General features: G+C 69.9%; 24 protein-coding genes. 23 read left to right on the top strand and 1 reads right to left on the bottom strand.

Annotated elements, in window-relative coordinates; genetic code table 11:
* The first annotated feature begins 15 nt into the window (after positions 1–15).
* The 23 genes from lysA (at position 16) to ACFYZR_RS11160 (ending at position 24,495) form a co-directional block, all read left to right on the top strand.
* The gene (gene lysA, locus ACFYZR_RS11270) at positions 16–1,407 is read left to right on the top strand and encodes a diaminopimelate decarboxylase (protein ID WP_391908267.1); all 1,392 of its coding nucleotides are present in this window, start codon (positions 16–18) and stop codon (positions 1,405–1,407) included.
* Positions 1,408–1,534: 127 nt separating this feature from the next.
* Positions 1,535–2,827 (top strand): homoserine dehydrogenase, encoded by a 1,293-nt coding sequence (locus tag ACFYZR_RS11265; protein ID WP_391908264.1) that lies wholly within the window; start codon positions 1,535–1,537, stop codon positions 2,825–2,827.
* Positions 2,828–2,874: 47 nt separating this feature from the next.
* A complete protein-coding gene (gene thrC, locus ACFYZR_RS11260) occupies positions 2,875–3,966 on the top strand; it encodes a threonine synthase (protein ID WP_391908262.1) in 1,092 nt (363 codons plus the stop codon).
* 339 nt (positions 3,967–4,305) lie between these two features.
* Positions 4,306–5,220, top strand: a complete 915-nt coding sequence (gene thrB, locus ACFYZR_RS11255) for a homoserine kinase (RefSeq protein WP_391908259.1) — start codon at positions 4,306–4,308, stop codon at positions 5,218–5,220.
* Positions 5,221–5,648: 428 nt separating this feature from the next.
* The gene (rho, locus tag ACFYZR_RS11250; protein WP_391908256.1) at positions 5,649–7,679 is read left to right on the top strand and encodes a transcription termination factor Rho; all 2,031 of its coding nucleotides are present in this window, start codon (positions 5,649–5,651) and stop codon (positions 7,677–7,679) included.
* A gap of 315 nt (positions 7,680–7,994) precedes the next feature.
* On the top strand, positions 7,995–9,113 hold the full coding sequence (locus ACFYZR_RS11245) for an LCP family protein (RefSeq protein WP_391908253.1): 1,119 nt from the start codon (positions 7,995–7,997) through the stop codon (positions 9,111–9,113).
* 156 nt (positions 9,114–9,269) lie between these two features.
* Positions 9,270–9,491, top strand: coding sequence for a 50S ribosomal protein L31 (gene rpmE / locus ACFYZR_RS11240; protein ID WP_391908250.1), 222 nt, complete (start codon positions 9,270–9,272; stop codon positions 9,489–9,491).
* Between the two features lie 104 nt (positions 9,492–9,595).
* Positions 9,596–10,675, top strand: coding sequence for a peptide chain release factor 1 (prfA, locus tag ACFYZR_RS11235; protein ID WP_391908248.1), 1,080 nt, complete (start codon positions 9,596–9,598; stop codon positions 10,673–10,675).
* A gap of 62 nt (positions 10,676–10,737) precedes the next feature.
* Positions 10,738–11,583 (top strand): peptide chain release factor N(5)-glutamine methyltransferase, encoded by an 846-nt coding sequence (gene prmC, locus ACFYZR_RS11230; protein ID WP_391908247.1) that lies wholly within the window; start codon positions 10,738–10,740, stop codon positions 11,581–11,583.
* A 65-nt stretch (positions 11,584–11,648) separates the two neighbouring features.
* Positions 11,649–12,296, top strand: a complete 648-nt coding sequence (locus ACFYZR_RS11225; RefSeq protein ID WP_391908244.1) for an L-threonylcarbamoyladenylate synthase — start codon at positions 11,649–11,651, stop codon at positions 12,294–12,296.
* Positions 12,293–12,946 carry a protein-tyrosine-phosphatase gene (locus ACFYZR_RS11220; RefSeq protein WP_391908240.1) on the top strand — a complete coding sequence of 218 codons (654 nt, stop codon included), beginning with the start codon at positions 12,293–12,295 and terminating at the stop codon, positions 12,944–12,946. The genes ACFYZR_RS11225 and ACFYZR_RS11220 overlap by 4 nt, the downstream gene beginning before the upstream one ends.
* A gap of 82 nt (positions 12,947–13,028) precedes the next feature.
* Positions 13,029–14,345, top strand: coding sequence for a serine hydroxymethyltransferase (glyA, locus tag ACFYZR_RS11215; RefSeq protein WP_391908237.1), 1,317 nt, complete (start codon positions 13,029–13,031; stop codon positions 14,343–14,345).
* Positions 14,346–14,502: 157 nt separating this feature from the next.
* The gene (locus ACFYZR_RS11210) at positions 14,503–15,810 is read left to right on the top strand and encodes an MraY family glycosyltransferase (RefSeq protein ID WP_391908234.1); all 1,308 of its coding nucleotides are present in this window, start codon (positions 14,503–14,505) and stop codon (positions 15,808–15,810) included.
* 264 nt (positions 15,811–16,074) lie between these two features.
* Entirely contained in the window at positions 16,075–16,512 is a 438-nt protein-coding gene (locus ACFYZR_RS11205) for a hypothetical protein (protein WP_391908232.1), read from the top strand.
* A gap of 264 nt (positions 16,513–16,776) precedes the next feature.
* Complete coding sequence (gene atpB / locus ACFYZR_RS11200; RefSeq protein WP_391908229.1) at positions 16,777–17,589, top strand: F0F1 ATP synthase subunit A; 813 nt, start codon at positions 16,777–16,779, stop codon at positions 17,587–17,589.
* An 83-nt stretch (positions 17,590–17,672) separates the two neighbouring features.
* Positions 17,673–17,915 (top strand): ATP synthase F0 subunit C, encoded by a 243-nt coding sequence (atpE, locus tag ACFYZR_RS11195; RefSeq protein ID WP_030280712.1) that lies wholly within the window; start codon positions 17,673–17,675, stop codon positions 17,913–17,915.
* Between the two features lie 40 nt (positions 17,916–17,955).
* Positions 17,956–18,519 carry a F0F1 ATP synthase subunit B gene (locus ACFYZR_RS11190; RefSeq protein WP_391908226.1) on the top strand — a complete coding sequence of 188 codons (564 nt, stop codon included), beginning with the start codon at positions 17,956–17,958 and terminating at the stop codon, positions 18,517–18,519.
* On the top strand, positions 18,516–19,331 hold the full coding sequence (locus ACFYZR_RS11185) for a F0F1 ATP synthase subunit delta (RefSeq protein ID WP_391908223.1): 816 nt from the start codon (positions 18,516–18,518) through the stop codon (positions 19,329–19,331). Before ACFYZR_RS11190 ends, ACFYZR_RS11185 begins: the two co-directional genes overlap by 4 nt.
* 145 nt (positions 19,332–19,476) lie before the next feature.
* Positions 19,477–21,051 (top strand): F0F1 ATP synthase subunit alpha, encoded by a 1,575-nt coding sequence (gene atpA / locus ACFYZR_RS11180; protein WP_391908220.1) that lies wholly within the window; start codon positions 19,477–19,479, stop codon positions 21,049–21,051.
* Between the two features lie 2 nt (positions 21,052–21,053).
* Positions 21,054–21,974, top strand: coding sequence for a F0F1 ATP synthase subunit gamma (locus ACFYZR_RS11175; RefSeq protein ID WP_391908217.1), 921 nt, complete (start codon positions 21,054–21,056; stop codon positions 21,972–21,974).
* Positions 21,975–23,417 (top strand): F0F1 ATP synthase subunit beta, encoded by a 1,443-nt coding sequence (atpD, locus tag ACFYZR_RS11170; RefSeq protein ID WP_391908216.1) that lies wholly within the window; start codon positions 21,975–21,977, stop codon positions 23,415–23,417.
* Between the two features lie 130 nt (positions 23,418–23,547).
* Positions 23,548–23,922, top strand: coding sequence for a F0F1 ATP synthase subunit epsilon (locus ACFYZR_RS11165; protein WP_391908213.1), 375 nt, complete (start codon positions 23,548–23,550; stop codon positions 23,920–23,922).
* Between the two features lie 123 nt (positions 23,923–24,045).
* Positions 24,046–24,495, top strand: coding sequence for a DUF2550 domain-containing protein (locus ACFYZR_RS11160; protein WP_391908211.1), 450 nt, complete (start codon positions 24,046–24,048; stop codon positions 24,493–24,495).
* Here ACFYZR_RS11160 and ACFYZR_RS11155 read toward each other — a convergent pair.
* Positions 24,492–25,034 (bottom strand): hypothetical protein, encoded by a 543-nt coding sequence (locus ACFYZR_RS11155; protein ID WP_391908208.1) that lies wholly within the window; start codon positions 25,032–25,034, stop codon positions 24,492–24,494. The two genes, ACFYZR_RS11160 and ACFYZR_RS11155, sit on opposite strands and share 4 nt — an antisense overlap.
* Positions 25,035–25,127: the final 93 nt, after the last annotated feature.

The raw sequence follows: 25,127 nt of genomic DNA, 5'->3' as shown, positions 1-25,127 counted from the left end.
AGGGGATCGCCAGTCATGAGTCGTTCCGCCCACCCCGCCGGGCCCCGCTACGCCGACGTCCTTCCCGAGGGGCACTACGTCGCCCCGCCCGCCGATCTCAACGAGCTCGACCCCCGCGTCTGGTCCCGGACCGTCGCCCGCGGCGACGACGGCGTCGTCGCCGTCGGCGGGATGGACGTCAAGCGGCTCGCCGAGGAGTTCGGCACGCCCGCCTACGTCCTCGACGAGGACGACTTCCGGGCGCGGTGCCGCGCCTGGCGGGACGCCTTCGGGACCGACGCCGACGTCTTCTACGCGGGGAAGGCATTCCTCTCCCGCGCCGTCGTCCGCTGGCTGCACGAGGAGGACCTGAACCTCGACGTCTGCTCCGCCGGCGAGCTCGTCACCGCCCTCGACGCCGGAATGCCCGCCGAGCGCATCGCCCTCCACGGCAACAACAAGTCCACCGACGAGATCACCCGCGCCGTCGAGGCCGGCGTGGGGCGGATCGTCGTCGACTCCTTCCAGGAGATCGCGCGCGTCGCGCACATCGCCGAGCGGCTCGGCAAGCGCCAGCGCGTACTGATCCGGGTGACGGTCGGCGTCGAGGCGCACACCCACGAGTTCATCGCCACCGCCCACGAGGACCAGAAGTTCGGGCTCCCGCTGGCGGGCGGGCAGGCCGCCGAGGCCGTGCGCAGGGCGCTCAAGCTCGACGGGCTCGAGCTCCTCGGCATCCACTCCCACATCGGCTCGCAGATCTTCGACACCTCCGGCTTCGAGGTCGCGGCCCACCGGGTCGTCGGGCTGCTGCGGGAGATCCGCGACGAGCACGGCGTCGAGCTGCCCGAGATCGACCTCGGCGGCGGCCTCGGCATCGCCTACACCTCCGACGACGACCCGAGCGAGCCCCACCAGATCGCCACCGCCCTGCGCGAGATCGTCACCCGCGAGTGCGCCGCCGCCGGGCTCGCCGTGCCGCGGATCTCCGTCGAGCCCGGGCGCGCCATCGTCGGCCCCACCGCCTTCACGCTCTACGAGGTGGGCACCACCAAGGAGCTGCCCGGACTGCGGACGTACGTCAGCGTCGACGGCGGGATGTCCGACAACATCCGCACCGCGCTCTACGACGCCGACTACTCCGTCGCCCTGGTCTCCCGCGCCTCCACCGCCGAACCGATGCTCACGCGCGTCGTCGGCAAGCACTGCGAGAGCGGCGACATCGTCGTACGGGACGCCTTCCTCCCCGCCGACGTGGCCCCCGGTGACCTGCTCGCCGTGCCCGCCACCGGCGCCTACTGCCGCTCCATGGCGAGCAACTACAACCACGCGCTGCGCCCCCCGGTCGTCGCCGTACGGGACGGCGCGGCGCGAGTGATCGTCCGGCGGGAGACGGAGGAGGACCTCCTCCGTCTCGACGTCGGCTGACGGAAAAAACAGAAACAGAAGAAAAAATCCTTGGTGAGATCGGTCTCGGATGCTGGACGGGGAGGAATTCCCCGTCCAGTGGGTGAGACTGTGAGTCAACCGAAGGTGTACTGAGAAACGAGGTCGGATGATGCGTACGCGTCCGCTGAAGGTGGCGCTGCTGGGCTGTGGAGTCGTCGGCTCTGAGGTGACGCGCATCATGACGACGCACGCGGACGACCTCACGCAGCGCATCGGGGCGCCCGTCGAGCTCGTCGGAATCGCCGTGCGGCGCCCCGACCGGGTGCGCGAGGGCGTACCTCAGGAGCTGATCACCACCGACGCCACCGCCCTCGTCAAACGGGGTGACATCGACGTCGTCATCGAGGTCATCGGCGGCATCGAGCCCGCGCGGACCCTGATCACCACCGCCTTCGAGCACGGCGCCAGCGTCGTCTCCGCCAACAAGGCGCTGCTCGCGCAGGACGGCGCCGCCCTCCACGCCGCCGCCGAGCAGCACGGCGTGGACCTCTACTACGAGGCCGCCGTGGCCGGCGCCATTCCGCTGGTCCGGCCGCTGCGCGAGTCCCTCGCCGGCGACCGGGTCAACCGGGTGCTCGGCATCGTCAACGGCACCACCAACTTCATCCTCGACAAGATGGACTCGAGCGGCGCGGGCTACTCCGAGGCGCTCGACGAGGCCACCGCGCTCGGCTACGCCGAGGCCGATCCGACCGCCGACGTCGAGGGCTTCGACGCCGCCGCGAAGGCCGCGATCCTCGCCGGCATCGCCTTCCACACCCGGGTGCGGCTGGACGACGTCCATCGCGAGGGAATGACGGAGGTCACCGCCGCGGACTTCGCCTCCGCGAAGCGGATGGGCTGCACCATCAAGCTCCTCGCCATCTGCGAGCGGGCCGCCGACGGCCGCTCCGTCAGCGCCCGCGTCCACCCGGCGATGATCCCGCTGACCCACCCGCTGGCGTCGGTGCGCGAGGCCTACAACGCCGTCTTCATCGAGGCGGACGCGGCCGGCCAGCTGATGTTCTACGGCCCGGGCGCGGGCGGCGCGCCGACCGCCTCCGCCGTCCTCGGCGACCTCGTCGCCGTCTGCCGCAACAAGGTCGCCGAGGCCACCGGCCCCGGCGAGTCCGCCTACACCCGTCTGCCGGTGTCCGCCATGGGCGAGGTGGTCACCCGCTACCACATCAGCCTCGACGTGGCCGACAAGCCGGGTGTGCTGGCCCAGGTCGCCACGGTCTTCGCCGAGCACGGCGTCTCCATCGACACGGTCCGCCAGCAGGGCAAGGACGGCGAGGCCTCCCTCGTCGTCGTCACCCACCGGGCCCCCGACGCGGCCCTGTCGGCCACGGTCGAAGCCCTCCGCAGGCTGGACACGGTCCGTGACGTGGCCAGCATCATGCGGGTCGAGGGCGAGTAGGGCGAGCAAGGCGTCAGGCGAAGCAGGAACAAGGGATAACAAGAGCAATGTCTGCCAACATCAGCCGTCCCGCCGCCTCCGGCACCCACCAGTGGCGCGGCATCATCGAGGAATACCGCGACCGTCTTCCGGTCACCGCCGACACCCCGGTCGTCACCCTGCGCGAGGGCGGTACGCCGCTCGTCCCCGCCCAGGTGCTCTCCGAGCGCACGGGTTGCGAGGTCCACCTCAAGGTCGAGGGCGCCAACCCCACCGGGTCCTTCAAGGACCGGGGCATGACCATGGCCATCACCCGGGCGAAGGAAGAGGGAGCGCGCGCGGTCATCTGCGCCTCCACGGGCAACACCTCCGCCTCGGCCGCCGCCTACGCCGTACGCGCCGGTATGGTCTGCGCCGTCCTGGTGCCCCAGGGCAAGATCGCCCTGGGCAAGATGGGACAGGCGCTCGTGCACGGCGCCCGCATCCTCCAGGTCGACGGCAACTTCGACGACTGCCTGACGCTCGCGCGCGGGCTCTCCGAGAACTACCCCGTGGCGCTGGTGAATTCGGTCAACCCGGTGCGTATCGAGGGGCAGAAGACGGCGGCGTTCGAGATCGTGGACGCGCTGGGCGACGCGCCTGACATTCACGTGCTTCCCGTGGGCAACGCGGGGAACATCACCGCCTACTGGCGCGGGTACCGCGAGTACGCGGCCGACAAGGTGTCCACGCGCAATCCCCGGATGTGGGGATTCCAGGCTTCCGGTTCCGCGCCGATCGTGCGGGGGGAGCCGGTGCGGGAGCCCCACACCATCGCCACCGCGATCCGGATCGGCAACCCGGCGTCCTGGGCGTACGCGGAGGCCGCGCGGGACGAGTCCGGTGGCCTCATCGACGAGGTGACCGACCGACAGATTCTCGCCGCGTACCGGCTGTTGGCCTCGCAGGAAGGGGTTTTCGTCGAGCCTGCGTCGGCGGCGAGCGTGGCCGGGCTGCTGAAGGCCGCCGAGCTCGGGCTCGTCGACCCCGGGCAGAAGATTGTCTGTACGGTCACGGGCAACGGGCTCAAGGATCCCGACTGGGCGGTGGCGGGGGCTCCGCAGCCGCTTACCGTTCCGGTGGATGCCGGGGTCGCTGCGCGGGAGCTCGGGCTTCTCTGAGCCTGACGTTCCGGGTGCTGCCCGGTGGGGGCGGGTGGTGTGGGTGCGGGCCGGTGGTCCGGTTGTGCCCACCCGTCCCGCCCTGCGGGACGATTGCCCACAACAGGGTGCGGAACGATTGCCCACACCCTGTGCAAAGCCGACAGATGCACAGGTAGCAGTGCGACACGCATCGTGCGCCTCCTGTGCGCCCTATGTCGCCACTGAACCTTCCTTCGATAGGCTGTGTTCACTCCGCCCCGTCGCTGACCGTGCCGTCCCCACGCGGTATCGCCGTCGCGGCCCTTGCGGATGTCGCATGTCATCAACCACGGCCACACCAAGGAGAGTCATCGAGCGATGGCCGGTCCCGCCTTCCGCGCCGCCGCCGTCCGAGTGCGCACCCCCGCCACCAGCGCCAATCTCGGTCCCGGCTTCGACGCCCTCGGCCTGTCCCTGGGTCTCTACGACGATGTCGTGGTCCGGGTGGCGGAATCGGGGCTGCACATCGACATCGCCGGCGAGGGTGCCGACACCCTCCCGCGCGATGAGAGCCACCTGCTCGTACGGTCCTTGCGCACCACCTTCGACCTGCTCGGCGGCCAGCCGCGCGGCCTGGAGGTCGTCTGCGCCAACCGCATTCCGCACGGCCGGGGTCTCGGCTCCTCCTCCGCCGCCATCTGCGCGGGCATCGTCGCCGCCCGCGCGGTGACCATAGGCGGGGCCGAGAAGCTCGACGACGCGGCCATGCTGGAGCTGGCCACCGAGATCGAGGGCCACCCCGACAACGTCGCGGCCTGTCTGCTGGGCGGGTTCACCCTCGCCTGGATGGAGTCGGGGGTGGCGCGGGCCATTCGGATGGACCCGGCGGATTCCATCGTTCCGGTGGTCTTCGTGCCGTCGGCCGCAGTGCTCACCGAGACCGCGCGCGGCCTGCTGCCGCGCAGCGTCCCCCATGTGGACGCGGCCGCCAACGCCGGGCGTGCCGCTCTCCTCGTCGAGGCCCTGACCAGGCGTCCCGAGCTGCTGCTGCCGGCCACCGAGGACCGGCTCCACCAGGACTACCGCGCTCCGGCGATGCCGGAGAGCGTGGCCCTGGTCAACCGACTGCGGGCGGACGGCGTCCCCGCGGTCATCTCCGGCGCGGGCCCGACGGTGCTCGCGCTGGTCGAGGACGGTGCGGCCGACAAGGTCGCACGGCTGGCGGGCGAGGGATGGGCGGCGAACCGCCTGGCCCTCGACTCCGGGGGGACGAGCGTGCTGCCGCTCGCCTGACCAGCGGCGCCCGGGGTGTCCAGGGGTGCCCCGGGCCAGGAAAAAAACACGATTGCCGGTCTTGGAGAGGGGGAATGTTTGTGGGATCCGGTAGTGTTAACCTCAAGTCTGCACCCGAAGCCACATCGGCTCGGTGCTCTGTGTCCCGATCAGGGACCGCTTTTCTTCCGGGAGCCTCCCCAACTGCCTGAGCAGCCTGCCTGAGCAGTTTCGAGCACGCTCCGGAATCGGCGTGGGCGACATGAGTGAAGCGTTATGTCGTGCCCTTCCCTCATTCTTCACGCCGGTCGCAATGCACTGAATTCTTCCGCCGTGACAACCGGCGGACCACCGCCCCGGCCCGGTCCGTGACGAAGGACCGCAGCCGGACAGCACAACCGGTCGCCGAGCCAGACAGGCCGACGCCCGCTCCAGGGAAGGACCCCTTCGTGAGCGACACCACCGATCTGATGGGCGTGAACGCCGACAGCTCCGTCGGCAATGCCTCCGCGCCCGCCACGGACGCTCCCGCCGCGTCCGCCACCGGTGCTGCCACCGCCCCCAAGCGGCGCCGCTCGGGCACCGGCCTCGACGCCATGGTCCTGGCCGAGCTCCAGCAGCTCGCTTCCGGCCTCGGCATCAAGGGCACCGCGCGGATGCGCAAAGGCCAGCTGATCGAGGTCATCAAGGAGAAGCAGGCCGGTGGCGGCGCCGCCGCGCCGGCCAAGACCGAGCCCGCCGCTGCCGCCGAGGCCAAGCCCAAGCGCCGTGCGACCTCCCGGGCCCGTACGGGCGAGGCCGCGGCCGAGAAGCCCGCCGAGAAGGCTGCCCAGCAGCAGATCGAGATCCCGGGCCAGCCGGCTGGGGACGAGGCCCCGGCCGGTGAGCGCCGCCGCCGGCGTGCCACCGCCCCCGCGGGCAGCCCCGAGCAGCCCGCCGCCGAGGCCCGTACCGAGGTCAAGGCCGAGGTCCGGGTCGAGGAGCGCGCCGAGGTCAAGGCCGAGGCCGCCGTCGACACCGCCGAGGGCAAGGCCGCCAAGGGCGAGCGCCAGGACCGCGCCGAGCGCGGCCAGAAGGGCGAGCGCCGGGAGCGTGGCGAGCGCGGTGAGCGTGGCGAGCGCCGTGAGCGCGACCGCCGCGGCAACCGCGACGGCGACGCCGGCCAGCAGGGCGCGGGCCGTCAGCAGCAGCGCGGCGACCGCGGCCCCCAGGGCGGCCCGCAGGACGAGGACGACTTCGAGGGCGGCCGCCGTGGCCGTCGCGGCCGCTACCGCGACCGTCGCGGCCGTCGTGGCCGTGAGGAGTTCGGCGCCGGTGAGCCGCAGCTCGCCGACGACGATGTGCTGATCCCCGTCGCGGGCATCCTCGACATCCTCGACAACTACGCCTTCATCCGGACCTCCGGCTACCTGCCGGGCCCGAACGACGTCTACGTCTCCCTGGCCCAGGTCCGTAAGAACGGCCTGCGCAAGGGCGACCACGTCACCGGCGCGGTCCGCCAGCCGAAGGACGGCGAGCGGCGCGAGAAGTTCAACGCGCTCGTCCGTCTGGACTCGGTCAACGGCATGGCGCCCGAGACCGGCCGCGGCCGTCCCGAGTTCGGCAAGCTCACCCCGCTCTACCCGCAGGACCGCATGCGGCTGGAGACGGACCCGGGCGTGCTGACGACCCGCATCATCGACCTGGTCGCGCCCATCGGCAAGGGCCAGCGCGGTCTGATCGTGGCCCCGCCGAAGACCGGCAAGACCATGATCATGCAGGCGATCGCCAACGCGATCACCACCAACAACCCCGAGTGCCACCTGATGGTCGTCCTGGTCGACGAGCGTCCGGAAGAGGTCACCGACATGCAGCGGTCGGTCAAGGGCGAGGTCATCTCCTCGACCTTCGACCGTCCCGCCGAGGACCACACCACGGTCGCCGAGCTGGCCATCGAGCGCGCCAAGCGCCTCGTGGAGCTGGGTCACGACGTGGTGGTCCTGCTGGACTCGATCACCCGTCTGGGCCGCGCGTACAACCTCGCCGCCCCGGCCTCGGGCCGCATCCTGTCCGGTGGTGTCGACTCGACCGCGCTCTACCCGCCGAAGAAGTTCTTCGGTGCCGCGCGCAACATCGAGGACGGCGGCTCGCTGACCATCCTGGCCACCGCGCTGGTCGAGACCGGCTCGCGCATGGACGAGGTGATCTTCGAGGAGTTCAAGGGCACCGGCAACATGGAGCTCAAGCTCGACCGGAAGCTCTCGGACAAGCGCATCTTCCCGGCCGTGGACGTGGACGCCTCCAGCACCCGCAAGGAGGAGATCCTGCTGGGCGGCGAGGAGCTGGCCATCGTCTGGAAGCTCCGCCGGGTGCTCCACGCGCTGGACTCGCAGCAGGCCATCGAGCTGCTCCTCGACAAGATGAAGCAGACGAAGTCCAACGCCGAGTTCCTGATGCAGATCGCGAAGACCACGCCCTCCGCGGGCAACGGCAACGACTGATCCACGGCGAGCGCCGGCAGGGCCCCGGGGCCCGCGAAACCTCCCCCGTCACCTCGGTGACGGGGGAGGTTTCCCTTTTTGTGATCTTCCCGTGACCTTTTGAGAGATGCACCACAGCCGGCCGCCGTCGAAATGGCCGGAACCACCGCCCCCGCAATGGCCGAAATCCCAGGTGGCAGTGGGCGGAACGGGATCACACAGTCCACTTTCGCCACGGCTTTTCTAAGACGGTCCTCAGAATCCGCTGTGCAACCCTGTCGCAGACTTCCCCGTCAACCAGCAGGGGGCAACGTACAGCGAAGGACTGAGGAGCGCATGGCCGACGACAGCAGTGGTACGCGGGCGGGTTCGCACCGCCGCCGTGCCGGGGGCAAGCGTGGCCGCCGCCGCAAGCCTCCCGTGCGCCGCAAGGGCCGCCGAATAGCCGCGTGGAGCGCCGGCGCCCTGGTGCTGCTCGGCGGCACCGGAGCGGGGTTCCTCTACTTCAAGCTCAACGGCAACCTCAGCAGCGTCGACATCAACGGCGCGCTGGGCAAGAACCGGCCCCAGAACATCGACAACGGCTCGATGGACATCCTGGTCCTCGGCTCCGACTCCCGGGCCGGCGCCAACAACAAGTACGGCCGGGACGAGGGCAGCTCCCGTTCCGACACGGCGATGATCGTCCACGTCTACGCGGGTCACCAGAAGGCCAGCGTCGTCTCCATCCCGCGCGACACCATCGTCTCCCGCCCCGAGTGCGTCACCCCGAACGGCAAGACGGCCCCGGCGGTCAAGCGCGAGCAGTTCAACGAGGCGTACTCGATCGGCGGCGCGGTCTGCGCGGTCAAGACCGTCGAGGCGATGACCGACGTCCGGATGGATCACTACATGGAGGTCGACTTCGCCGGCTTCCAGAAGCTGATCGACAACCTGGGCGGCGTGGAGGTCACCACCACCAAGCCCATCAACGACAAGTGGAGCCACCTCAAGCTCGACGCGGGCACCCACAAGCTCAACGGCGAGCAGTCCCTCGGTCTCGTCCGCACCCGCCACGGCGTGGGCGACGGCAGCGACCTCGGCCGGATCAAGCTCCAGCAGGCGTTCATCAAGGCGCTGATCAACCAGGTCAAGTCCGTCGGCCTGTTCACCAGCCCCACCAAGCTCTACGGAATCGCCGACGCCGCCACCAAGTCGCTCACCACCGACAAGGACCTGGCCTCCGTCGACAAGCTCTACGGCTTCGCCAACAGCCTCAAGGGCATCAGCTCCGACAACATGCACATGGTGACCCTCCCCGTGGGCCCCGACCCCCGTGACCAGGACCGTGTGGTCCCGCTCACGGAGCAGTCGAAGCTGCTCTGGCAGGCGCTGAAGAACGACCAGGACATCCCCGAGGCCGCGACCAAGGACGGCGACGGAGCGAAGACCCAGGCCGACGGCGTGGTCAAGTAGCCCCGGCGCCCCCCGTCCGAGCTGCGGGAATATCCGGCGGCCACCCCCCGTTTTGGGGGATACGGCCAGTACTGGCAGACTGGTACGTCGGCCCCGGTTCACGTACGGCAATCCCGCCTGTGCGACCCGGAGCCCTCCCGAACCTAGGAGAACCCCTTGAAGCGCGACATCCACCCGGAGTACGTGGAGACCCAGGTCAGCTGCACCTGTGGCGCCTCCTTCACCACCCGTAGCACCATCGGCGCCGGCAACATCCGCGCCGAGGTCTGCTCCGAGTGCCACCCGTTCTACACGGGCAAGCAGAAGATCCTCGACACCGGTGGCCGTGTGGCGCGGTTCGAGGCCCGCTTCGGCAAGCAGGCCGCGGCCAAGAAGTAGCGACCCGCAGGCGCCGGTCTTCGGCCGCCCAGTTCACGCTGGGCGCCCGGACCGGCGCTTTGTCGTCCAGCAGGCCCGTCACTTCCAGCAGCTAGGGAAACTTGATGTTCGAGGCAGTCGAGGAACTGATCGGCGAGCACGCCGACCTCGAGAAGCGGCTCGCCGACCCCGCCGTGTTCGCGGACCAGGCCAACGCCCGCAAGCTCAACAAGCGCTACGCCGAGCTGACCCCGATCGTCGGGACCTACCGCGCCTGGAAGCAGGCCGGCGAGGACATCGAGACGGCCCGCGAGCTCGCCGCCGAGGACCCGGACTTCGCCGCCGAGGTGAAGGTGCTGGAGCGCGGCCGCGAGGAGCTCACCGAGAAGCTGCGCCTGCTGCTCGTCCCGCGCGACCCCAGCGACGACAAGGACGTCATCCTCGAGGTCAAGGCGGGCGCCGGCGGCGACGAGTCCGCGCTCTTCGCCGGCGACCTGCTGCGGATGTACCTGCGCTACGCCGAGCGCGTCGGCTGGAAGACCGAGATCATCGACTCCACCGAGTCCGAGCTGGGCGGCTACAAGGACGTCCAGGTCGCGATCAAGACCAAGGGCGGCAACGGCGCCACCGAGCCCGGCCAGGGCGTCTGGGCCCGGCTGAAGTACGAGGGCGGCGTCCACCGCGTCCAGCGCGTGCCCGCCACCGAGTCCCAGGGCCGGATCCACACCTCCGCGGCCGGTGTGCTCGTCACGCCCGAGGCCGAGGAGGTCGACGTCGAGATCAACATGAACGATCTCCGTATCGACGTCTACCGCTCCTCCGGCCCCGGCGGCCAGTCCGTGAACACCACGGACTCCGCCGTGCGCATCACCCACCTGCCCACCGGTGTGGTCGCCTCCTGCCAGAACGAGAAGAGCCAGCTCCAGAACAAGGAGCAGGCCCTGCGCATCCTGCGCTCCCGGCTGCTGGCCGCCGCCCAGGAGAAGGCCGAGGCCGAGGCCGCGGACGCGCGCCGCAGCCAGGTGCGCACCGTCGACCGTTCCGAGAAGATCCGCACCTACAACTTCCCGGAAAACCGCATTTCGGATCACCGCGTCGGTTTCAAGGCGTACAACTTGGACCAGGTGCTCGACGGCGAGCTGGATCCGGTGATCCAGGCGTGCGTCGACGCCGACTCGGCGGCCAAGCTCGCCGAGGCCCAGTAACCTCCGCCCCGAACCGCACGCCCCCGCCGACCCGGCGCCCGACAAGAAGTGAGGAAGGCCCAGTGAACCTGCTGCTCGCCGAGGTGGCCCAGGCCACCCAGCGGCTGGCCGACGCCGGCGTACCTTCCCCCCGCTTCGACGCGGAGGAACTCGCCGCGTTCGTGCACGGCGTGAAGCGGGGTGAGCTCCACAACGTCAAGGACGCCGACTTCGACGCCCGCTACTGGGAGGCCATCGCGCGCCGTGAGGCCCGTGAGCCGCTCCAGCACATCACCGGGCGGGCCTTCTTCCGCTATCTGGAGCTCCAGGTCGGCCCCGGCGTCTTCGTGCCCCGCCCGGAGACCGAGTCGGTCGTCGGCTGGGCCATAGACGCCGTACGGGCCATGGACGTCGTCGAGCCCCTGATCGTCGACCTGTGCACGGGCTCCGGCGCCATCGCGCTCGCCCTCGCCCAGGAGGTGCCGCGCTCGCGCGTCCACGCCGTGGAGCTGGACGAGACCGCCCACTCCTGGGCCCGCAAGAACACCGAGGGCTCGCGCGTCCAGCTCCACCACGGGGACGCCCTGAGCGCCCTGCCCGAGCTGGACGGCCAGGTCGACCTGGTGATCTCCAACCCGCCGTACATCCCGCTCACCGAGTGGGAGTACGTCGCCCCGGAGGCCCGCGACCACGATCCCGAGCTCGCCCTGTTCTCCGGCGAGGACGGCCTGGACACCATCCGCGGCCTGGAGCGCACCGCCCACCGGCTACTGCGCCCCGGCGGCGTCGTCGTCATCGAGCACGCCGACACCCAGGGCGGCCAGGTGCCGTGGATCTTCACCGAGGAGCGGGGCTGGGCCGACGCGGCCGATCACCCCGACCTCAACAACCGGCCGCGTTTCGCGACCGCCCGCAAAGCGATGCCCTGATGGTCCCGGCGGCCGTCACCGGCGAACGACACCAGACAGAGAATCCGTACGAGGAGGTCCGTTAGATGGCACGGCGATACGACTGCAGCGACGCGACCGACCGCAAGACCGGTCTGCGCGAAGCGGCCGCCGCGGTCCGCCGCGGCGAGCTGGTCGTGCTGCCCACCGACACCGTCTACGGCATCGGTGCGGACGCCTTCAGCAGCGAGGCCGTCGGTGACCTCCTGCACGCCAAGGGCCGGGGCCGGGGCATGCCCTCGCCCGTCCTCGTCGGCTCCCCGAACACCCTCCACGGCCTGGTCACCGACTTCTCCGAGCAGGCGTGGGAGCTCGTCGACGCCTTCTGGCCCGGCGCCCTCACCCTCGTCGCCAAGCACCAGCCGTCGCTGACCTGGGACCTCGGCGAGACCCGCGGCACCGTCGCGGTCCGGATGCCGCTGCACCCCGTGGCCATCGAGCTGCTCACCGAGTTCGGCCCCATGGCCGTCTCCAGCGCCAACCTCACCGGCCACCCCGCGCCGCAGAACTGCGACGCCGCGCAGGAGATGCTGGGCGACTCCGTCTCCGTCTACCTCGACGGCGGCCCCACCCCCGCCGACGTGCCGTCCTCCATCGTGGACGTCACCGGCAAGGTGCCCGTCCTGCTGCGCGCCGGCGCCATCAGCGCCGAGCAGCTCCGCGAGGTGGTACCCGACCTCGAGGTGGCCAATTGATCGCCCCGCAGGGGCGTGGCATAGCGGGACCGGACACCTCCACCGACACCTTCCGCATCCTCCACGTCAGCACCGGCAACGTCTGCCGCTCGCCCATCACCGAGCGGCTGACCCGCCATGCCCTCATCCGCCGGCTCGGCGACCCCTACGCGGGCGGCCTGGTGGTGGAGAGCGCGGGCACCTGGGGCCACGAGGGCGCGCCCATGGAGGCCCACGCGGCCACCGTCCTGGCCGACCTCGGCGCCGACCCCCACGGCTTCATCGGCCGTGAGCTCCTCGACGAGCACGTCATCCGCGCCGACCTGGTCCTCACCGCCACCCGCGACCACCGCGCCCAGGTCATCTCCATGGGGCACTCGGCGGGCCTGCGCACCTTCACCCTGAAGGAGTTCACCCGGCTGGTCCGGGCCATAGACCCCACGACCCTCCCGGACCCCGAGCGGGCCGGCGGGGTGGTCGAGCGCGCCCGCGCCCTGGTGCAGGCCGCCGCCGCCCTGCGCGGCTGGCTGCTGGCGCCCAACGCGGAGGCCGACGAGGTCCACGACCCCTACGGCGCCCCGATCACCTTCTTCCGCTCCATCGGCGACGAGATCAACCAGGCGCTCGACCCGGTCGTCACCGCGCTCACGGGAGTCTCCACCCGGGCCTGACGGCTCGCAATCGGACAAATCGGCCGATCGCGGGCCTACAGTTGGTGCTGAGACCGTCGCGCCGCACAGCCCGGAGCCAGCGATGCCCATCAGCCCCACGCCCACCAGGGACATCGGCACACCCCGTGCCACCCCGACCGGGGCACGCCCCCCGGCCCTTCCCGCCTGGGGACGCGGCTTCGACGCGCTCACCCGCACCGATCCCGAGCTCGCCGGCCTCCTCCTCGCCGAGGCCGAGCGCCAGGCGACCGGGCTCCAGCTCATCGCCGCCGAGAACTTCACCTCGCCGGCCGTCCTCGCCGCCCTCGGCTCCCCGCTGACCAACAAGTACGCCGAGGGCTACCCCGGCGCCCGCCACCACGGCGGCTGCGAACTGGTCGACCTCGCCGAGCGCACCGCCGTCGAGCGCGCCAAGGCCCTCTTCGGCGCCGAGCACGCCAACGTCCAGCCGCACTCCGGCACCGCCGCCGTCCTGGCCGCCTACGCGGCCCTGTTGCGCCCCGGCGACACGGTCCTGGCCATGGCGCTGCGGCAGGGCGGCCACCTCACCCACGGCTCGCCCGCCAACTTCTCCGGCCGCTGGTTCGACTTCACCGGCTACGGCACCGACCCGGACACCGGTCTCATCGACTACGCGGAGGTGCGCGCCCTGGCCCGCGAGAAGCGGCCCCGGGCCATCGTCTGCGGCTCCACCTCCTACCCCCGCCACCCCGACTACGCGGCCTTCCGCGAGATCGCCGACGAGGTGGGCGCCTATCTGATCGTCGACGCCGCGCACCCCATGGGGCTGATCGCCGGGGGAGCGGCGCCCAGCCCCGTCCCGTACGCCGACATCGTCTGCGGCACCACCCACAAGGTGCTGCGCGGACCGCGCGGCGGGCTGCTCCTGTGCGGCTCCCGGCTCGCGGAGCGGGTGGACCGGGCGGTCTTCCCCTTCAGCCAGGGCGGGGCCCAGATGAACACCGTCGCCGCGAAGGCCGTCGCCTTCGGCGAGGCCATGACGCCGGCCTTCACCGACTACGCCCACCGGGTCGTCGGCAACGCCCGGGTGCTGGCCGAGGCGCTGGCCGCCGAGGGCCCGCGCGTGGTCACCGGGGGCACCGACACCCACCTGGTCGTCGCCGACGTCTCCCCGCTGGCCCTGGAGGCCGCCACGGCCCGCAGGAGGCTCGCGGCGGCCGGGATGGTCCTGGACGTCTGCGGACTGCCTCCGGGGCCCGCACGCGGCCTTCGGATGGGCACGGCGGCCGTCACCACCCAGGGCATGGGCGAGGACGGGATGCGCCGTGTCGCGGCCCTCCTGGGGGCCGCCCTGCGCGGCGACCGCCCCGAGGGCCGGCTGCGGGTCGAGGTGACCGAGCTGGTCGCGGGTTTCCCGCCGTATCGCACGGGAGGGTGAGGCCGCCGGCCCGCCGGAGGTGATCCACAACGTGCCCACTTGTGATCATTTGCAACCGGGGCCGGGGACCCTACGTCTTCCCCTCCGTTCACGGTTCGGGGGTGGACCCGAATATGGTGTGAGGCTGTGATGTCCAGCGCTATCCCTGGGGCAGCCCGTGCGTGAATACCTGCTGACGTTGTGCGTCACCGCGGCGGTCACCTACCTGCTGACGGGACCGGTGCGGAAGTTCGCGATCGTGGCCGGCGCCATGCCGGAGATCCGCGCCCGCGACGTCCACCGGGAACCGACGCCCCGCCTCGGCGGTATCGCCATGTTCGGCGGACTGTGCGCGGGCCTGCTGATGGCCGCCCACCTGTCCAATCTGAAGTCCGTCTTCGAGCTCTCCAACGAGCCGCGGGCCCTGCTCTCGGGCGCCGGGCTGATCTGGATCCTCGGGGTCCTGGACGACAAGTGGGGCGTGGACGCCCTGGTGAAGCTGGGCGGTCAGATGATCGCCGCGGGCGTGATGGTGCTCCAGGGCCTGACGATCCTGTGGATCCCCGTGCCCGGCGTGGGCTCCGTCTCGCTGACCCCGATGCAGGGCACGCTGCTGACGGTCGCGCTGGTGGTGATCACCATCAACGCCGTGAACTTCGTCGACGGCCTCGACGGCCTGGCCTCGGGCATGGTGTGCATCGCCGCGGCCGCGTTCTTCATGTACGCCTACCGGCTGTGGTTCGGGCACGGCTTGGAGGCCGCCGCCCCCGCGACGCTCTTCGCCGCGGTGCTGATGGGCATGTGCCTGGGCTTCCTGCCGCACAACATGCACCCCGCGCGGATCTTCATGGGCGACTCCGGCTCGATGCTCATCGGCCTGGTCATGGCCGCCGGGGCCATCTCCATCACCGGCCAGGTCGACCCCGACGCCCTCAAGCTGTGGGCGGGCTCCGAGCGGGCCGCCATCCAGGCGATGGTGCCGGTCTACATCCCCCTGCTGCTGCCGCTGACGGTGATCGCGGTGCCGGTGGCCGACCTGCTGCTGGCGATCGTGCGGCGCACCTGGAAGGGGCAGTCGCCCTTCGCCGCCGACCGGGGGCACCTCCACCACCGGCTGCTGGAGCTCGGCCACTCGCACAGCCGGGCCGTGTTCATCATGTACTTCTGGTCGGCGCTGATCGGCTTCGGCACGGTGGCCTACTCGGTGAACTCGGCGAGCGTCTGGGTCCTGCTGCTGATCGTCGCCCTGAGCGCGATGGGCCTGGTGCTGCTGCTGATGCCGCGCTTCACGCCACGGGCGCCGAGGTGGGCGGAGCGGTTCGTTCCGCCGCGCTACCGGCGTCGTAAGGTCACCGTTCCCGCGCCCGTCGCGACGGCGGAGGACCGGGACGAGGAGGAGCCCGTGCCCGCCGGGCTGCACGGGGCGACGGCGATCGGCGACCGGTCGCGTTTCGCCCACGCCCGGAAGATCGGCAGCAACCACTGAAGAACCGCCGAAGCCGTCGCATTAGCAGAGATCCATTGGCTTCGTCAGCCCCATGACCAGGTGCTTGACCCCTGCGTGTGACATGCGGCACACGATGTAGGTAAAGACCTCATCAAATAGTTTGTGATACCGTTCACGAAACCCTTGGTAGAGCCGAAGGACCGTAGTGCGACGGCCCTTCAGTCGCGCTGCGCGTCTCATTCCCGGGGATACGCTCGTTCACGACGAATCGTTGCTTCCAACCCTTCGCCGGAGAAACCCTTCATGCAGTCCAACGACGCCCGAACGCTTCTTCAGTGCGCCGTCCCCACCGCCGTTGTCGGCGTGGTCGCCGTCGCCGTCAGCGCCGCGGTCGCCGGCGGCAAGGGTGGGCTCGGCGCTGTCATCGGCGTGCTCCTCACCGGTGCCGTCATGGGGACGGGGCTGATCATCCTGAATCGCACCGCGCGACTTCTGCCCCACCTGTTCCAGGCCATGGGTCTGCTGCTCTACACGACACAGATCCTGCTCGTGGCCATTTTCCTTCTGGTGTTCAAGGACACGACGCTCTTCAACACCAAGAGTTTTGCCTTCTCGCTGCTCGCCGCGACCCTCGTGTGGATCGGGGCCCAGGCGCGCGCCTACATGAAGGCGAAGATCCTTTACGTCGATCCCGAGTCCGGAGACGCCAAGAAGTCCGCTCCGGCCGGGTCCACGTCATGACCGGTAGGGCCGGGATAAACGCTCGTGTGCTCACCTGCTATCGTCCGGTGCCATCTGAGGTGCAGCGGACGCAGGCAGCCGAATCCCCGGGTCTCACGGGTTCGAATCGGCTTCCGGTGCAGCTGGCGCCTGCGATGACCGCCGGCCTGCGGCCGGCCCGCCGCACCCCTATCCGTAAGTCCAGTCCAGTGCCGTTCCGTGGCTGCGCGCCGCGCCGACACAACGAGGTTGCCGTACCTATGCGCCACGCTGAAGGAGCTCGCGGTGAGTGCTGACCAGACGCTGCTCGCCTTCGAGACCGATTGCCACATCTTCGAAGGGTGCGGCTTCCCGGCCCCGGGCCTCCACTCGTTCGTCTTCGAGCCGCTTTTCAAGATCGGCGGTATCGAGTTCAACAAGCCGATGCTGCTGGCCATCCTCGGCTCGCTCGTCGTCGTGGGGTTCTTCTGGGCGGCGTTCGGCAAGGCCAAGGTGGTCCCGGGCAAGCTCCAGATGATCGGTGAGACGGGCTACGACTTCGTTCGCCGTGGAATCGTCTACGAGGCGCTCGGAAAGAAGCAGGGCGACAAGTACGTCCCCTTCATGGTCTCGCTGTTCTTCTTCGTCTGGATCATGAACCTCTGGTCGATCATCCCGGTGGCCTCGTTCCCGGTGACGTCGATCATTGCCTACCCCGCCGGCCTGGCCGCGGTCGTCTACGTGATGTGGGTCTTCCTGACCTTCAAGAAGCACGGCTTCACGGGCGGCTGGAAGAACATCACCGGCTACAACAAGGAGCTGGGCTGGGTCCTCCCGCTGATCGTGGTGATCGAGGGCCTGTCGAACCTGATCATCCGGCCCTTCACCCACGCGGTCCGGCTCTTCGCCAACATGTTCGCCGGGCACCTGCTGATCGTGATGTTCACGATCGCCAGCTGGTACCTGCTGAACGGCATCGGCATCGCCTACGCGGGCGCGTCGTTCCTGATGACGGTCGCGATGACCGCCTTCGAGGTCTTCATCCAGGCAGTCCAGGCGTACATCTTCGTCCTCCTGGCCACCAGCTACATCCAGGGCGCGCTCTCCGAGCACCACTGAGCCAGCCCGCTCCCGCCCCCCCATCCACACAGACGTCCGGTGGCCAACCCCCACCGGTCCGTGAAAGAGAAGGAAGAACCGGCATGTCCGCTCTCCAGACCCTCGCCTCCGCCGACGCCTTCACCGGCAGCGCCAGCGCGATCGGCTACGGCCTGGCCGCCATCGGCCCGGGCGTCGGCGTCGGCATCATCTTCGGTAACGGCACCCAGGCCCTGGCCCGTCAGCCCGAGGCGGCCGGCCTGATCCGCACCAACCAGATCATGGGTTTCGCCTTCTGTGAGGCGCTCGCCCTGATCGGCATCGTCATGGGCTTCGTGTTCAAGTAAACCGACCCGCGACAACCCCTTTTCGACGAAAGGCACTGATGTGTACGCCCTGACGCAGCTGGCGTCCGAGGAGATGGAGAACCCTCTCCTCCCGCCGATGCCAGAGCTCATCATCGGCCTGATCGCCTTCCTCATCGTCTTCGGGTTCCTCGGCAAGAAGCTCCTCCCGAACATCAACAAGGTTCTGGAGGAGCGCCGGGCGGCCATCGAGGGCGGCATGGAGAAGGCCGAGGCCGCACAGGCCGAGGCTCAGCAGGTTCTCGAGGACTACCGGGCCCAGCTCGCCGACGCCCGCCACGAGGCCGCGCGTCTGCGCCAGGAGGCGCAGGAGCAGGGCGTCGCGCTGATCGCCGAGATGCGCTCCGAGGGTCAGCGGCAGCGTGAGGAGATCATCGCCGCCGGTCACGCCCAGGTCGAGGCCGACCGCAAGTCCGCCGCGGCCGCGCTGCGCCAGGACGTCGGTCAGCTGGCCATCGACCTGGCCGGAAAGATCGTCGGCGAGTCCCTCACCGAGGCCGAGCGCCAGAGCCGGACCATCGACCGCTTCCTCGACTCGCTCGAGACCAAGGCGGCCGACGAGACGAAGGCCGAGGCGAGCCGATGAGCCTTGCGAGCCGGGAGGCCCTGGCCTCCGCACGGGAACGCCTCGACGCGCTGGCGGACAACACCGCCGTGGACGCCGCCAAGCTCGCCGATGAGCTCGCGGCCGTCACCGCGCTGCTCGACCGCGAGGTCTCGCTGCGTCGTGTCCTCACCGACCCGGCGCAGACCGGCGAGGCCAAGGCCGAGCTGGCCCGGCGTCTGCTGGGCGGCCAGGTGGGCGGCGAGTGCGCCGACCTGGTTGCCGGCATGGTCCGCTCCCGCTGGTCGCGTTCGCGCGACCTGGTGGACGCGATCGAGGAGCTGGCCAGCGGTGCCGAGCTCATCGCCGCCGAGCGCGCCGACGACCTGGACGACGTCGAGGACGAGCTGTTCCGCTTCGGCCGGATCGTCACGTCGAACCCGGAGCTGCGCGCCGCGCTGACCGACAAGGTCGCGGCCAAGGGCGCCAAGGCGACCCTGGTGGGCGAGCTGCTGGGCGGCCGGGCCAACCCGGTCACCGAGCGCCTCGTCGCCCGACTGGTGACCGCGCCCCGTGGCCGTAGCCTGGAAGGCGGGCTCAACGCCCTCTCCAAGCTGGCCGCCGAGCGCCGTGACCGGATGGTCGCGGAGGTCGTCTCCGCGGTGCCGCTGAGCGATCAGCAGAAGCAGCGCCTCGGTGACGCGCTCGCCAAGCTGTACGGGCGACGCGTCCACCTCAACCTGGACATCGACCCCGAGGTCCTCGGTGGTGTCCAGGTGCGGATCGGCGACGAGGTCATCAACGGCACCATCGCGGACCGGCTCGCCGACGCGAGCCGCCGTATGGCCGGCTGACCAGCCACCAACTCAAGAGCAAACTGACGGCCCGAGTTGGGTCGACGGTGTCCTCTGGGGGCCCAGAGCAGCGCGGCTGCTGTGGGAGAACGTCCCCAGACCCCCAGAATTACTTCGGGCCCAACAAGGAGAGCAGGGAACCCAAATGGCGGAGCTCACGATCCGGCCGGAGGAGATCCGGGACGCACTGGAGAACTTTGTCCAGGCGTACAAGCCGGACGCGGCCTCGCGCGAGGAGGTCGGTACGGTCAGCCTTGCCGGCGACGGCATCGCGAAGGTCGAGGGTCTTCCCTCGGCCATGGCGAACGAGCTGCTGCGGTTCGAGGACGGCACCCTCGGTCTCGCCCTCAACCTCGAGGAGCGCGAGATCGGTGCGGTCGTCCTCGGCGAGTTCAGCGGCATCGAGGAGGGCCAGCCGGTGCAGCGCACCGGTGAGGTGCTCTCCGTCGCGGTCGGCGAGGGATACCTCGGCCGCGTCGTCGACCCGCTGGGCAACCCGATCGACGGCCTCGGCGAGATCACCGGCATCGAGGGCCGCCGCGCCCTCGAGCTGCAGGCCCCCGGCGTCATGGTCCGCAAGTCGGTCCACGAGCCGATGGAGACCGGCTACAAGGCCGTCGACGCGATGACCCCGGTCGGCCGCGGTCAGCGTCAGCTGATCATCGGTGACCGCCAGACCGGCAAGACCGCGCTGGCCATCGACACGATCATCAACCAGCGCGACAACTGGCGCTCGGGCGACCCGAAGAAGCAGGTCCGCTGCATCTACGTCGCCATCGGCCAGAAGGGCTCCACCATCGCGTCCGTGCGTGGCGCCCTGGAGGAGGCCGGCGCCCTGGAGTACACGACGATCGTCGCGGCTCCGGCGTCCGACCCGGCCGGCTTCAAGTACCTCGCGCCGTACACCGGCTCGGCCATCGGCCAGCACTGGATGTACCAGGGCAAGCACGTCCTGATCGTCTTCGACGACCTGTCGAAGCAGGCCGACGCCTACCGTGCCGTCTCCCTGCTGCTGCGCCGCCCGCCGGGCCGTGAGGCCTACCCGGGTGACGTCTTCTACCTGCACTCGCGTCTGCTGGAGCGCTGCGCCAAGCTCTCCGACGACATGGGCGCCGGTTCGATGACCGGTCTGCCGATCGTCGAGACCAAGGCGAACGACGTGTCGGCGTTCATCCCGACCAACGTCATCTCCATCACCGACGGCCAGTGCTTCCTGGAGTCGGACCTCTTCAACGCCGGTCAGCGCCCCGCGCTGAACGTCGGTATCTCGGTCTCCCGTGTCGGTGGCTCCGCCCAGCACAAGGCCATGAAGCAGGTCTCCGGCCGCCTCCGTGTGGACCTCGCCCAGTTCCGTGAGCTGGAGGCCTTCGCCGCCTTCGGTTCCGACCTGGACGCGGCCTCCAAGGCCGCCCTGGAGCGCGGCAAGCGCATGGTCGAGCTGCTGAAGCAGGGCCAGTACGCCCCGTACGCCACCGAGGACCAGGTCGTCTCCATCTGGGCCGGCACCACCGGCAAGATGGACGACGTCCCGGTCGAGGACATCCGTCGCTTCGAGCGTGAGCTGCTGGACTTCCTCCACCGCGAGAACAAGGGTCTGATGACCTCGATCCGCGAGGGCGGCAAGATGTCCGACGACACCCTCCAGGCCGTGGGTGACGCGATCGCGTCCTTCAAGCAGCAGTTCGAGACCTCGGACGGCAAGCTGCTGGGCGAGGGCTGAGCATGGGTGCCCAGCTCCGGGTCTACAAGCGACGGATCAAGTCCGTCACTGCGACCAAGAAGATCACCAAGGCGATGGAGATGATCGCCGCCTCGCGCATCGTCAAGGCACAGCGCCAGGTGGCCGCGTCCACTCCGTACGCCAGTGAGCTCACCCGGGCAGTGACCGCGGTTGCCACCGGCTCCAACACCAAGCACGCCCTGACCACCGAGGTCGAGAACCCGGTCCGGGTCGCGGTCCTGCTCGTCACGAGCGACCGCGGTCTGGCCGGTGGCTACTCGTCCAACGCGATCAAGGCTGCCGGTCAGCTGACCGACCGCCTCAAGGCCGAGGGCAAGGACGTCGTCACGTACATCGTCGGCCGCAAGGGCGTCGCGTACTACGGCTTCCGCGAGCTTCCGGTCGTCGAGTCGTGGACGGGCTTCACCGACAGCCCGACCTACGCCGACGCCAAGCGCGTCGCCGGTCCGCTGATCGAGGCGGTCCAGCGCGAGACGGCCGAGGGCGGCGTGGACGAGCTGCACATCGTCTTCACGGAATTCGTGTCGATGATGACGCAGACGCCGGTCGACAAGCGGCTGCTGCCGCTGAGCCTCGAGGCCACGGAGGAGGAGTCGGAGACGGCCAAGGACAAGATCCTGCCGCTGTTCGACTTCGAGCCCTCGGACGAGGCCGTGCTCGACGCACTGCTGCCGCGGTACGTCGAGTCCCGGATCTTCAACGCCCTGCTGCAGGCCGCCGCCTCCGAGCACGCGGCCCGCCGCCGGGCGATGAAGTCGGCGACCGACAACGCCGAAGAGCTCATCAAGTCGCTCTCGCGGCTTGCCAACGCGGCCCGACAGGCCGAAATCACCCAGGAAATCAGCGAGATCGTCGGTGGCGCCAGTGCTCTGGCCGACGCGACCGCGGGGAGTGACCGATAAATGACCACCACTGTTGAGACGGCCGCCGCGACGGGCCGCGTCGCCCGGGTCATCGGCCCGGTCGTCGACGTGGAGTTCCCCGTCGACGCGATGCCGGAGATCTACAACGCCCTGACCGTCGAGGTCTCCGACCCGGCCGAGGCCGGCAAGAAGAAGACCCTGACGCTCGAGGTCGCGCAGCACCTGGGCGAGGGCGTCGTGCGCGCCATCGCCATGGAGCCCACCGACGGCCTGGTCCGCCAGGCCCCGGTGACCGACACCGGCGACGGCATCACCGTGCCCGTCGGCGATGTCACCAAGGGCCGGGTGTTCAACACCCTCGGCAAGATCCTGAACGAGCCCGAGGCCGAGTCCGAGGTCACCGAGCGCTGGTCCATCCACCGCAAGGCCCCGGCGTTCGACCAGCTCGAGTCGAAGACCGAGATGTTCGAGACCGGCCTGAAGGTCGTCGACCTGCTGACCCCGTACGTCAAGGGCGGCAAGATCGGTCTGTTCGGTGGTGCCGGTGTCGGCAAGACCGTTCTGATCCAGGAAATGATCATGCGTGTGGCGAAGCTGCACGAGGGTGTTTCCGTCTTCGCCGGCGTGGGTGAGCGCACCCGTGAGGGCAACGACCTCATCCACGAGATGGCGGACTCCGGCGTTCTGGACAAGACCGCGCTGGTCTTCGGCCAGATGGACGAGCCCCCGGGCACCCGTCTGCGCGTCGCCCTGGCCGGTCTGACCATGGCGGAGTACTTCCGCGATGTGCAGAAGCAGGACGTGCTGTTCTTCATCGACAACATCTTCCGCTTCACCCAGGCCGGTTCCGAGGTCTCCACGCTGCTCGGCCGTATGCCGTCCGCCGTGGGTTACCAGCCGAACCTCGCCGACGAGATGGGCCTCCTCCAGGAGCGCATCACCTCGACCCGTGGTCACTCGATCACCTCCATGCAGGCGATCTACGTCCCCGCGGACGACCTGACCGACCCGGCCCCGGCGACGACCTTCGCCCACCTGGACGCCACGACCGTTCTGTCGCGTCCGATCTCGGAGAAGGGCATCTACCCGGCGGTCGACCCGCTGGACTCGACGTCCCGCATCCTGGACCCGCGCTACATCTCGGCGGACCACTACGCCGCGGCCTCCCGCGTCAAGGGGATCCTCCAGAAGTACAAGGACCTCCAGGACATCATCGCGATCCTCGGTATCGACGAGCTGGGCGAAGAGGACAAGCTGGTCGTCCACCGCGCCCGTCGCGTCGAGCGCTTCCTGTCGCAGAACACCCACGCGGCGAAGCAGTTCACCGGTGTCGACGGTTCGGACGTTCCGCTGGACGAGTCCATCGCCGCGTTCAACGCGATCTGCGACGGTGAGTTCGACCACTTCCCGGAGCAGGCCTTCTTCATGTGCGGTGGTCTCGAGGACCTCAAGAAGAACGCCAAGGAGCTGGGCGTCTCCTGATCCCGGGGCTCCTTGGGAGCCCTGCGATCGACGGCCCGGGGGCGGGGCACTCCCGCCCCCGGACCGTACGTCCCCTATTCTTTGACCCAACACCCGTCGTACCCGGCGGGTGGAGACCCGAGGAGCCACGTTGGCTGCTGAGTTGCACGTCGAGCTGGTCGCGGCGGACCGAAGCGTCTGGTCCGGCGAGGCCACTCTGGTCATCGCGCGTACACCGTCGGGTGACATCGGCGTCATGCCCGGCCACCAGCCGCTGCTCGGTGTGCTGCAGTCCGGCCCGGTCACCATCAAGACCAAGGACGGCGTCGTCGTCGCCGCGGTCCACGGTGGCTTCATCTCCTTCGCCGACGACAAGCTCTCGCTGCTCGCCGAGATCGCGGAGCTCGCCGACGAGATCGACATCGAGCGCGCCGAGCGGGCGCTCGAGCGGGCGAAGGCAGAGGCCGACGCGGCCGCCGAGCGGCGTGCCGATGTCCGGCTGAAGGCGGTCGCGGGCGTTCACTAGCCCCGATCCGCTTCGAGTACGACCCTCAGCCGCGGGCCGGCCTGGAATAACTCCAGGGCGGTCCGCGGCTGAGGCAATAACGCAGGTGCGGTTGCTCTAGATGATGCGAGGAGGTCGGTGGAGATGGTCCTCGCTCTGCTCGTGAGCGGCGTCGTCGTCCTGCTGGTGCTGTTGGGTCTCTTCGTCTTCGGGCTGCGGAGACGGCTGATCCAGCGTTCCGGCGGTACCTTCGACTGCAGTCTGCGCTGGAACGTTCCGGAGCAGGACCCCGAGCCCGCCGGCAAGGGCTGGGTCTACGGGGTCGCGCGCTACAACGGCGACCGCATCGAATGGTTCCGCGTCTTCTCCTACGCCCCCCGGCCGCGCCGGATGCTGGAGCGGGACTCCATCGAGGTCGTCGAGCGCCGCACCCCCCAGGGCGAGGAGGAGCTGGCGCTCCTTTCGGATGCCGTGGTGCTCGTCTGTCTCCACCGGGGGACGCGGCTGGAACTGGCCATGAGCGAGGACGCGCTGACGGGCTTCCTGGCCTGGCTGGAGGCGGCGCCTCCGGGGCAGAGAGTCAATGTCGCCTAGCTCTGCGACTTCTCCGGCTGCTTGGGCCAGATCGTGTAGCTGGCCGCGATCGCCAGGTTGATGCCGATCACCAGCAGCATCTTGGTCTGCCAGTCGCGCAGCGAACTGATGTCGCCCGAGCCCACGTACCAGATGGCGCACTGCAGCAGGCCGAGCGCCACGCTCGCCGCGAAGGTCCAGCGGCCTGCGGTCCTCCACTCGTGCGCGGTGCGTTCCTTGCCGTACTTCGGCGGCTTGACCGGCGGCGGCCCGCCCGCGAAACGGTGGGCGAAGCGCTGGTCGGCCCATTTGATGGTGGAGTGGCCGAGCCCCACCGAGAAGCCCAGATAGACGGCGGCCAGCCCGTGCTTCCAGTCGGCGGTCGCGCCGTTCTTCAGATCGATCGCGGTGGCGATCAGCAGTACCAGCTCCAGCACCGGCTCCAGCAGCAGTACCGCGACCCCCGCGCGCGGCATGCGGGCCAGATAGCGGAGGCTGAGCCCGCCCGCCAGCAGGATCCAGAAGCCGATCTCACAGGCGACGATCAGCGTGACGATCACGGTTCTCTCCCTTCCCTCACCTCCAGACTGACCGTCGCCACCTGCGGTTTCTTCGCCCGGTGTGAGGAGATGGCACTGCATCCTTCGATGTAC

Source organism: Streptomyces sp. NPDC001678, from assembly GCF_042892945.1.
Classification (GTDB): Bacteria; Actinomycetota; Actinomycetes; order Streptomycetales; family Streptomycetaceae; genus Streptomyces.
The sequence above is the reverse complement of the archived record's forward strand: the minus strand, read 5'-3'. Positions and strand labels throughout refer to the sequence as shown.

Excerpts from the sequence above, each read along its gene's own strand:
- lysA (WP_391908267.1), top strand. The coding sequence starts at position 16 with ATGAGTCGTTCCGCCCACCCCGCCGGGCCCCGCTACGCCGACGTCCTT.
- ACFYZR_RS11265 (WP_391908264.1), top strand. The coding sequence starts at position 1,535 with ATGATGCGTACGCGTCCGCTGAAGGTGGCGCTGCTGGGCTGTGGAGTC.
- thrC (WP_391908262.1), top strand. The coding sequence starts at position 2,875 with ATGTCTGCCAACATCAGCCGTCCCGCCGCCTCCGGCACCCACCAGTGG.
- thrB (WP_391908259.1), top strand. The coding sequence starts at position 4,306 with ATGGCCGGTCCCGCCTTCCGCGCCGCCGCCGTCCGAGTGCGCACCCCC.
- ACFYZR_RS11245 (WP_391908253.1), top strand. The coding sequence starts at position 7,995 with ATGGCCGACGACAGCAGTGGTACGCGGGCGGGTTCGCACCGCCGCCGT.
- prfA (WP_391908248.1), top strand. The coding sequence starts at position 9,596 with ATGTTCGAGGCAGTCGAGGAACTGATCGGCGAGCACGCCGACCTCGAG.
- ACFYZR_RS11225 (WP_391908244.1), top strand. The coding sequence starts at position 11,649 with ATGGCACGGCGATACGACTGCAGCGACGCGACCGACCGCAAGACCGGT.
- glyA (WP_391908237.1), top strand. The coding sequence starts at position 13,029 with ATGCCCATCAGCCCCACGCCCACCAGGGACATCGGCACACCCCGTGCC.
- ACFYZR_RS11205 (WP_391908232.1), top strand. The coding sequence starts at position 16,075 with ATGCAGTCCAACGACGCCCGAACGCTTCTTCAGTGCGCCGTCCCCACC.
- atpE (WP_030280712.1), top strand. The coding sequence starts at position 17,673 with ATGTCCGCTCTCCAGACCCTCGCCTCCGCCGACGCCTTCACCGGCAGC.
- ACFYZR_RS11185 (WP_391908223.1), top strand. The coding sequence starts at position 18,516 with ATGAGCCTTGCGAGCCGGGAGGCCCTGGCCTCCGCACGGGAACGCCTC.
- atpA (WP_391908220.1), top strand. The coding sequence starts at position 19,477 with ATGGCGGAGCTCACGATCCGGCCGGAGGAGATCCGGGACGCACTGGAG.
- ACFYZR_RS11175 (WP_391908217.1), top strand. The coding sequence starts at position 21,054 with ATGGGTGCCCAGCTCCGGGTCTACAAGCGACGGATCAAGTCCGTCACT.
- atpD (WP_391908216.1), top strand. The coding sequence starts at position 21,975 with ATGACCACCACTGTTGAGACGGCCGCCGCGACGGGCCGCGTCGCCCGG.
- ACFYZR_RS11160 (WP_391908211.1), top strand. The coding sequence starts at position 24,046 with ATGGTCCTCGCTCTGCTCGTGAGCGGCGTCGTCGTCCTGCTGGTGCTG.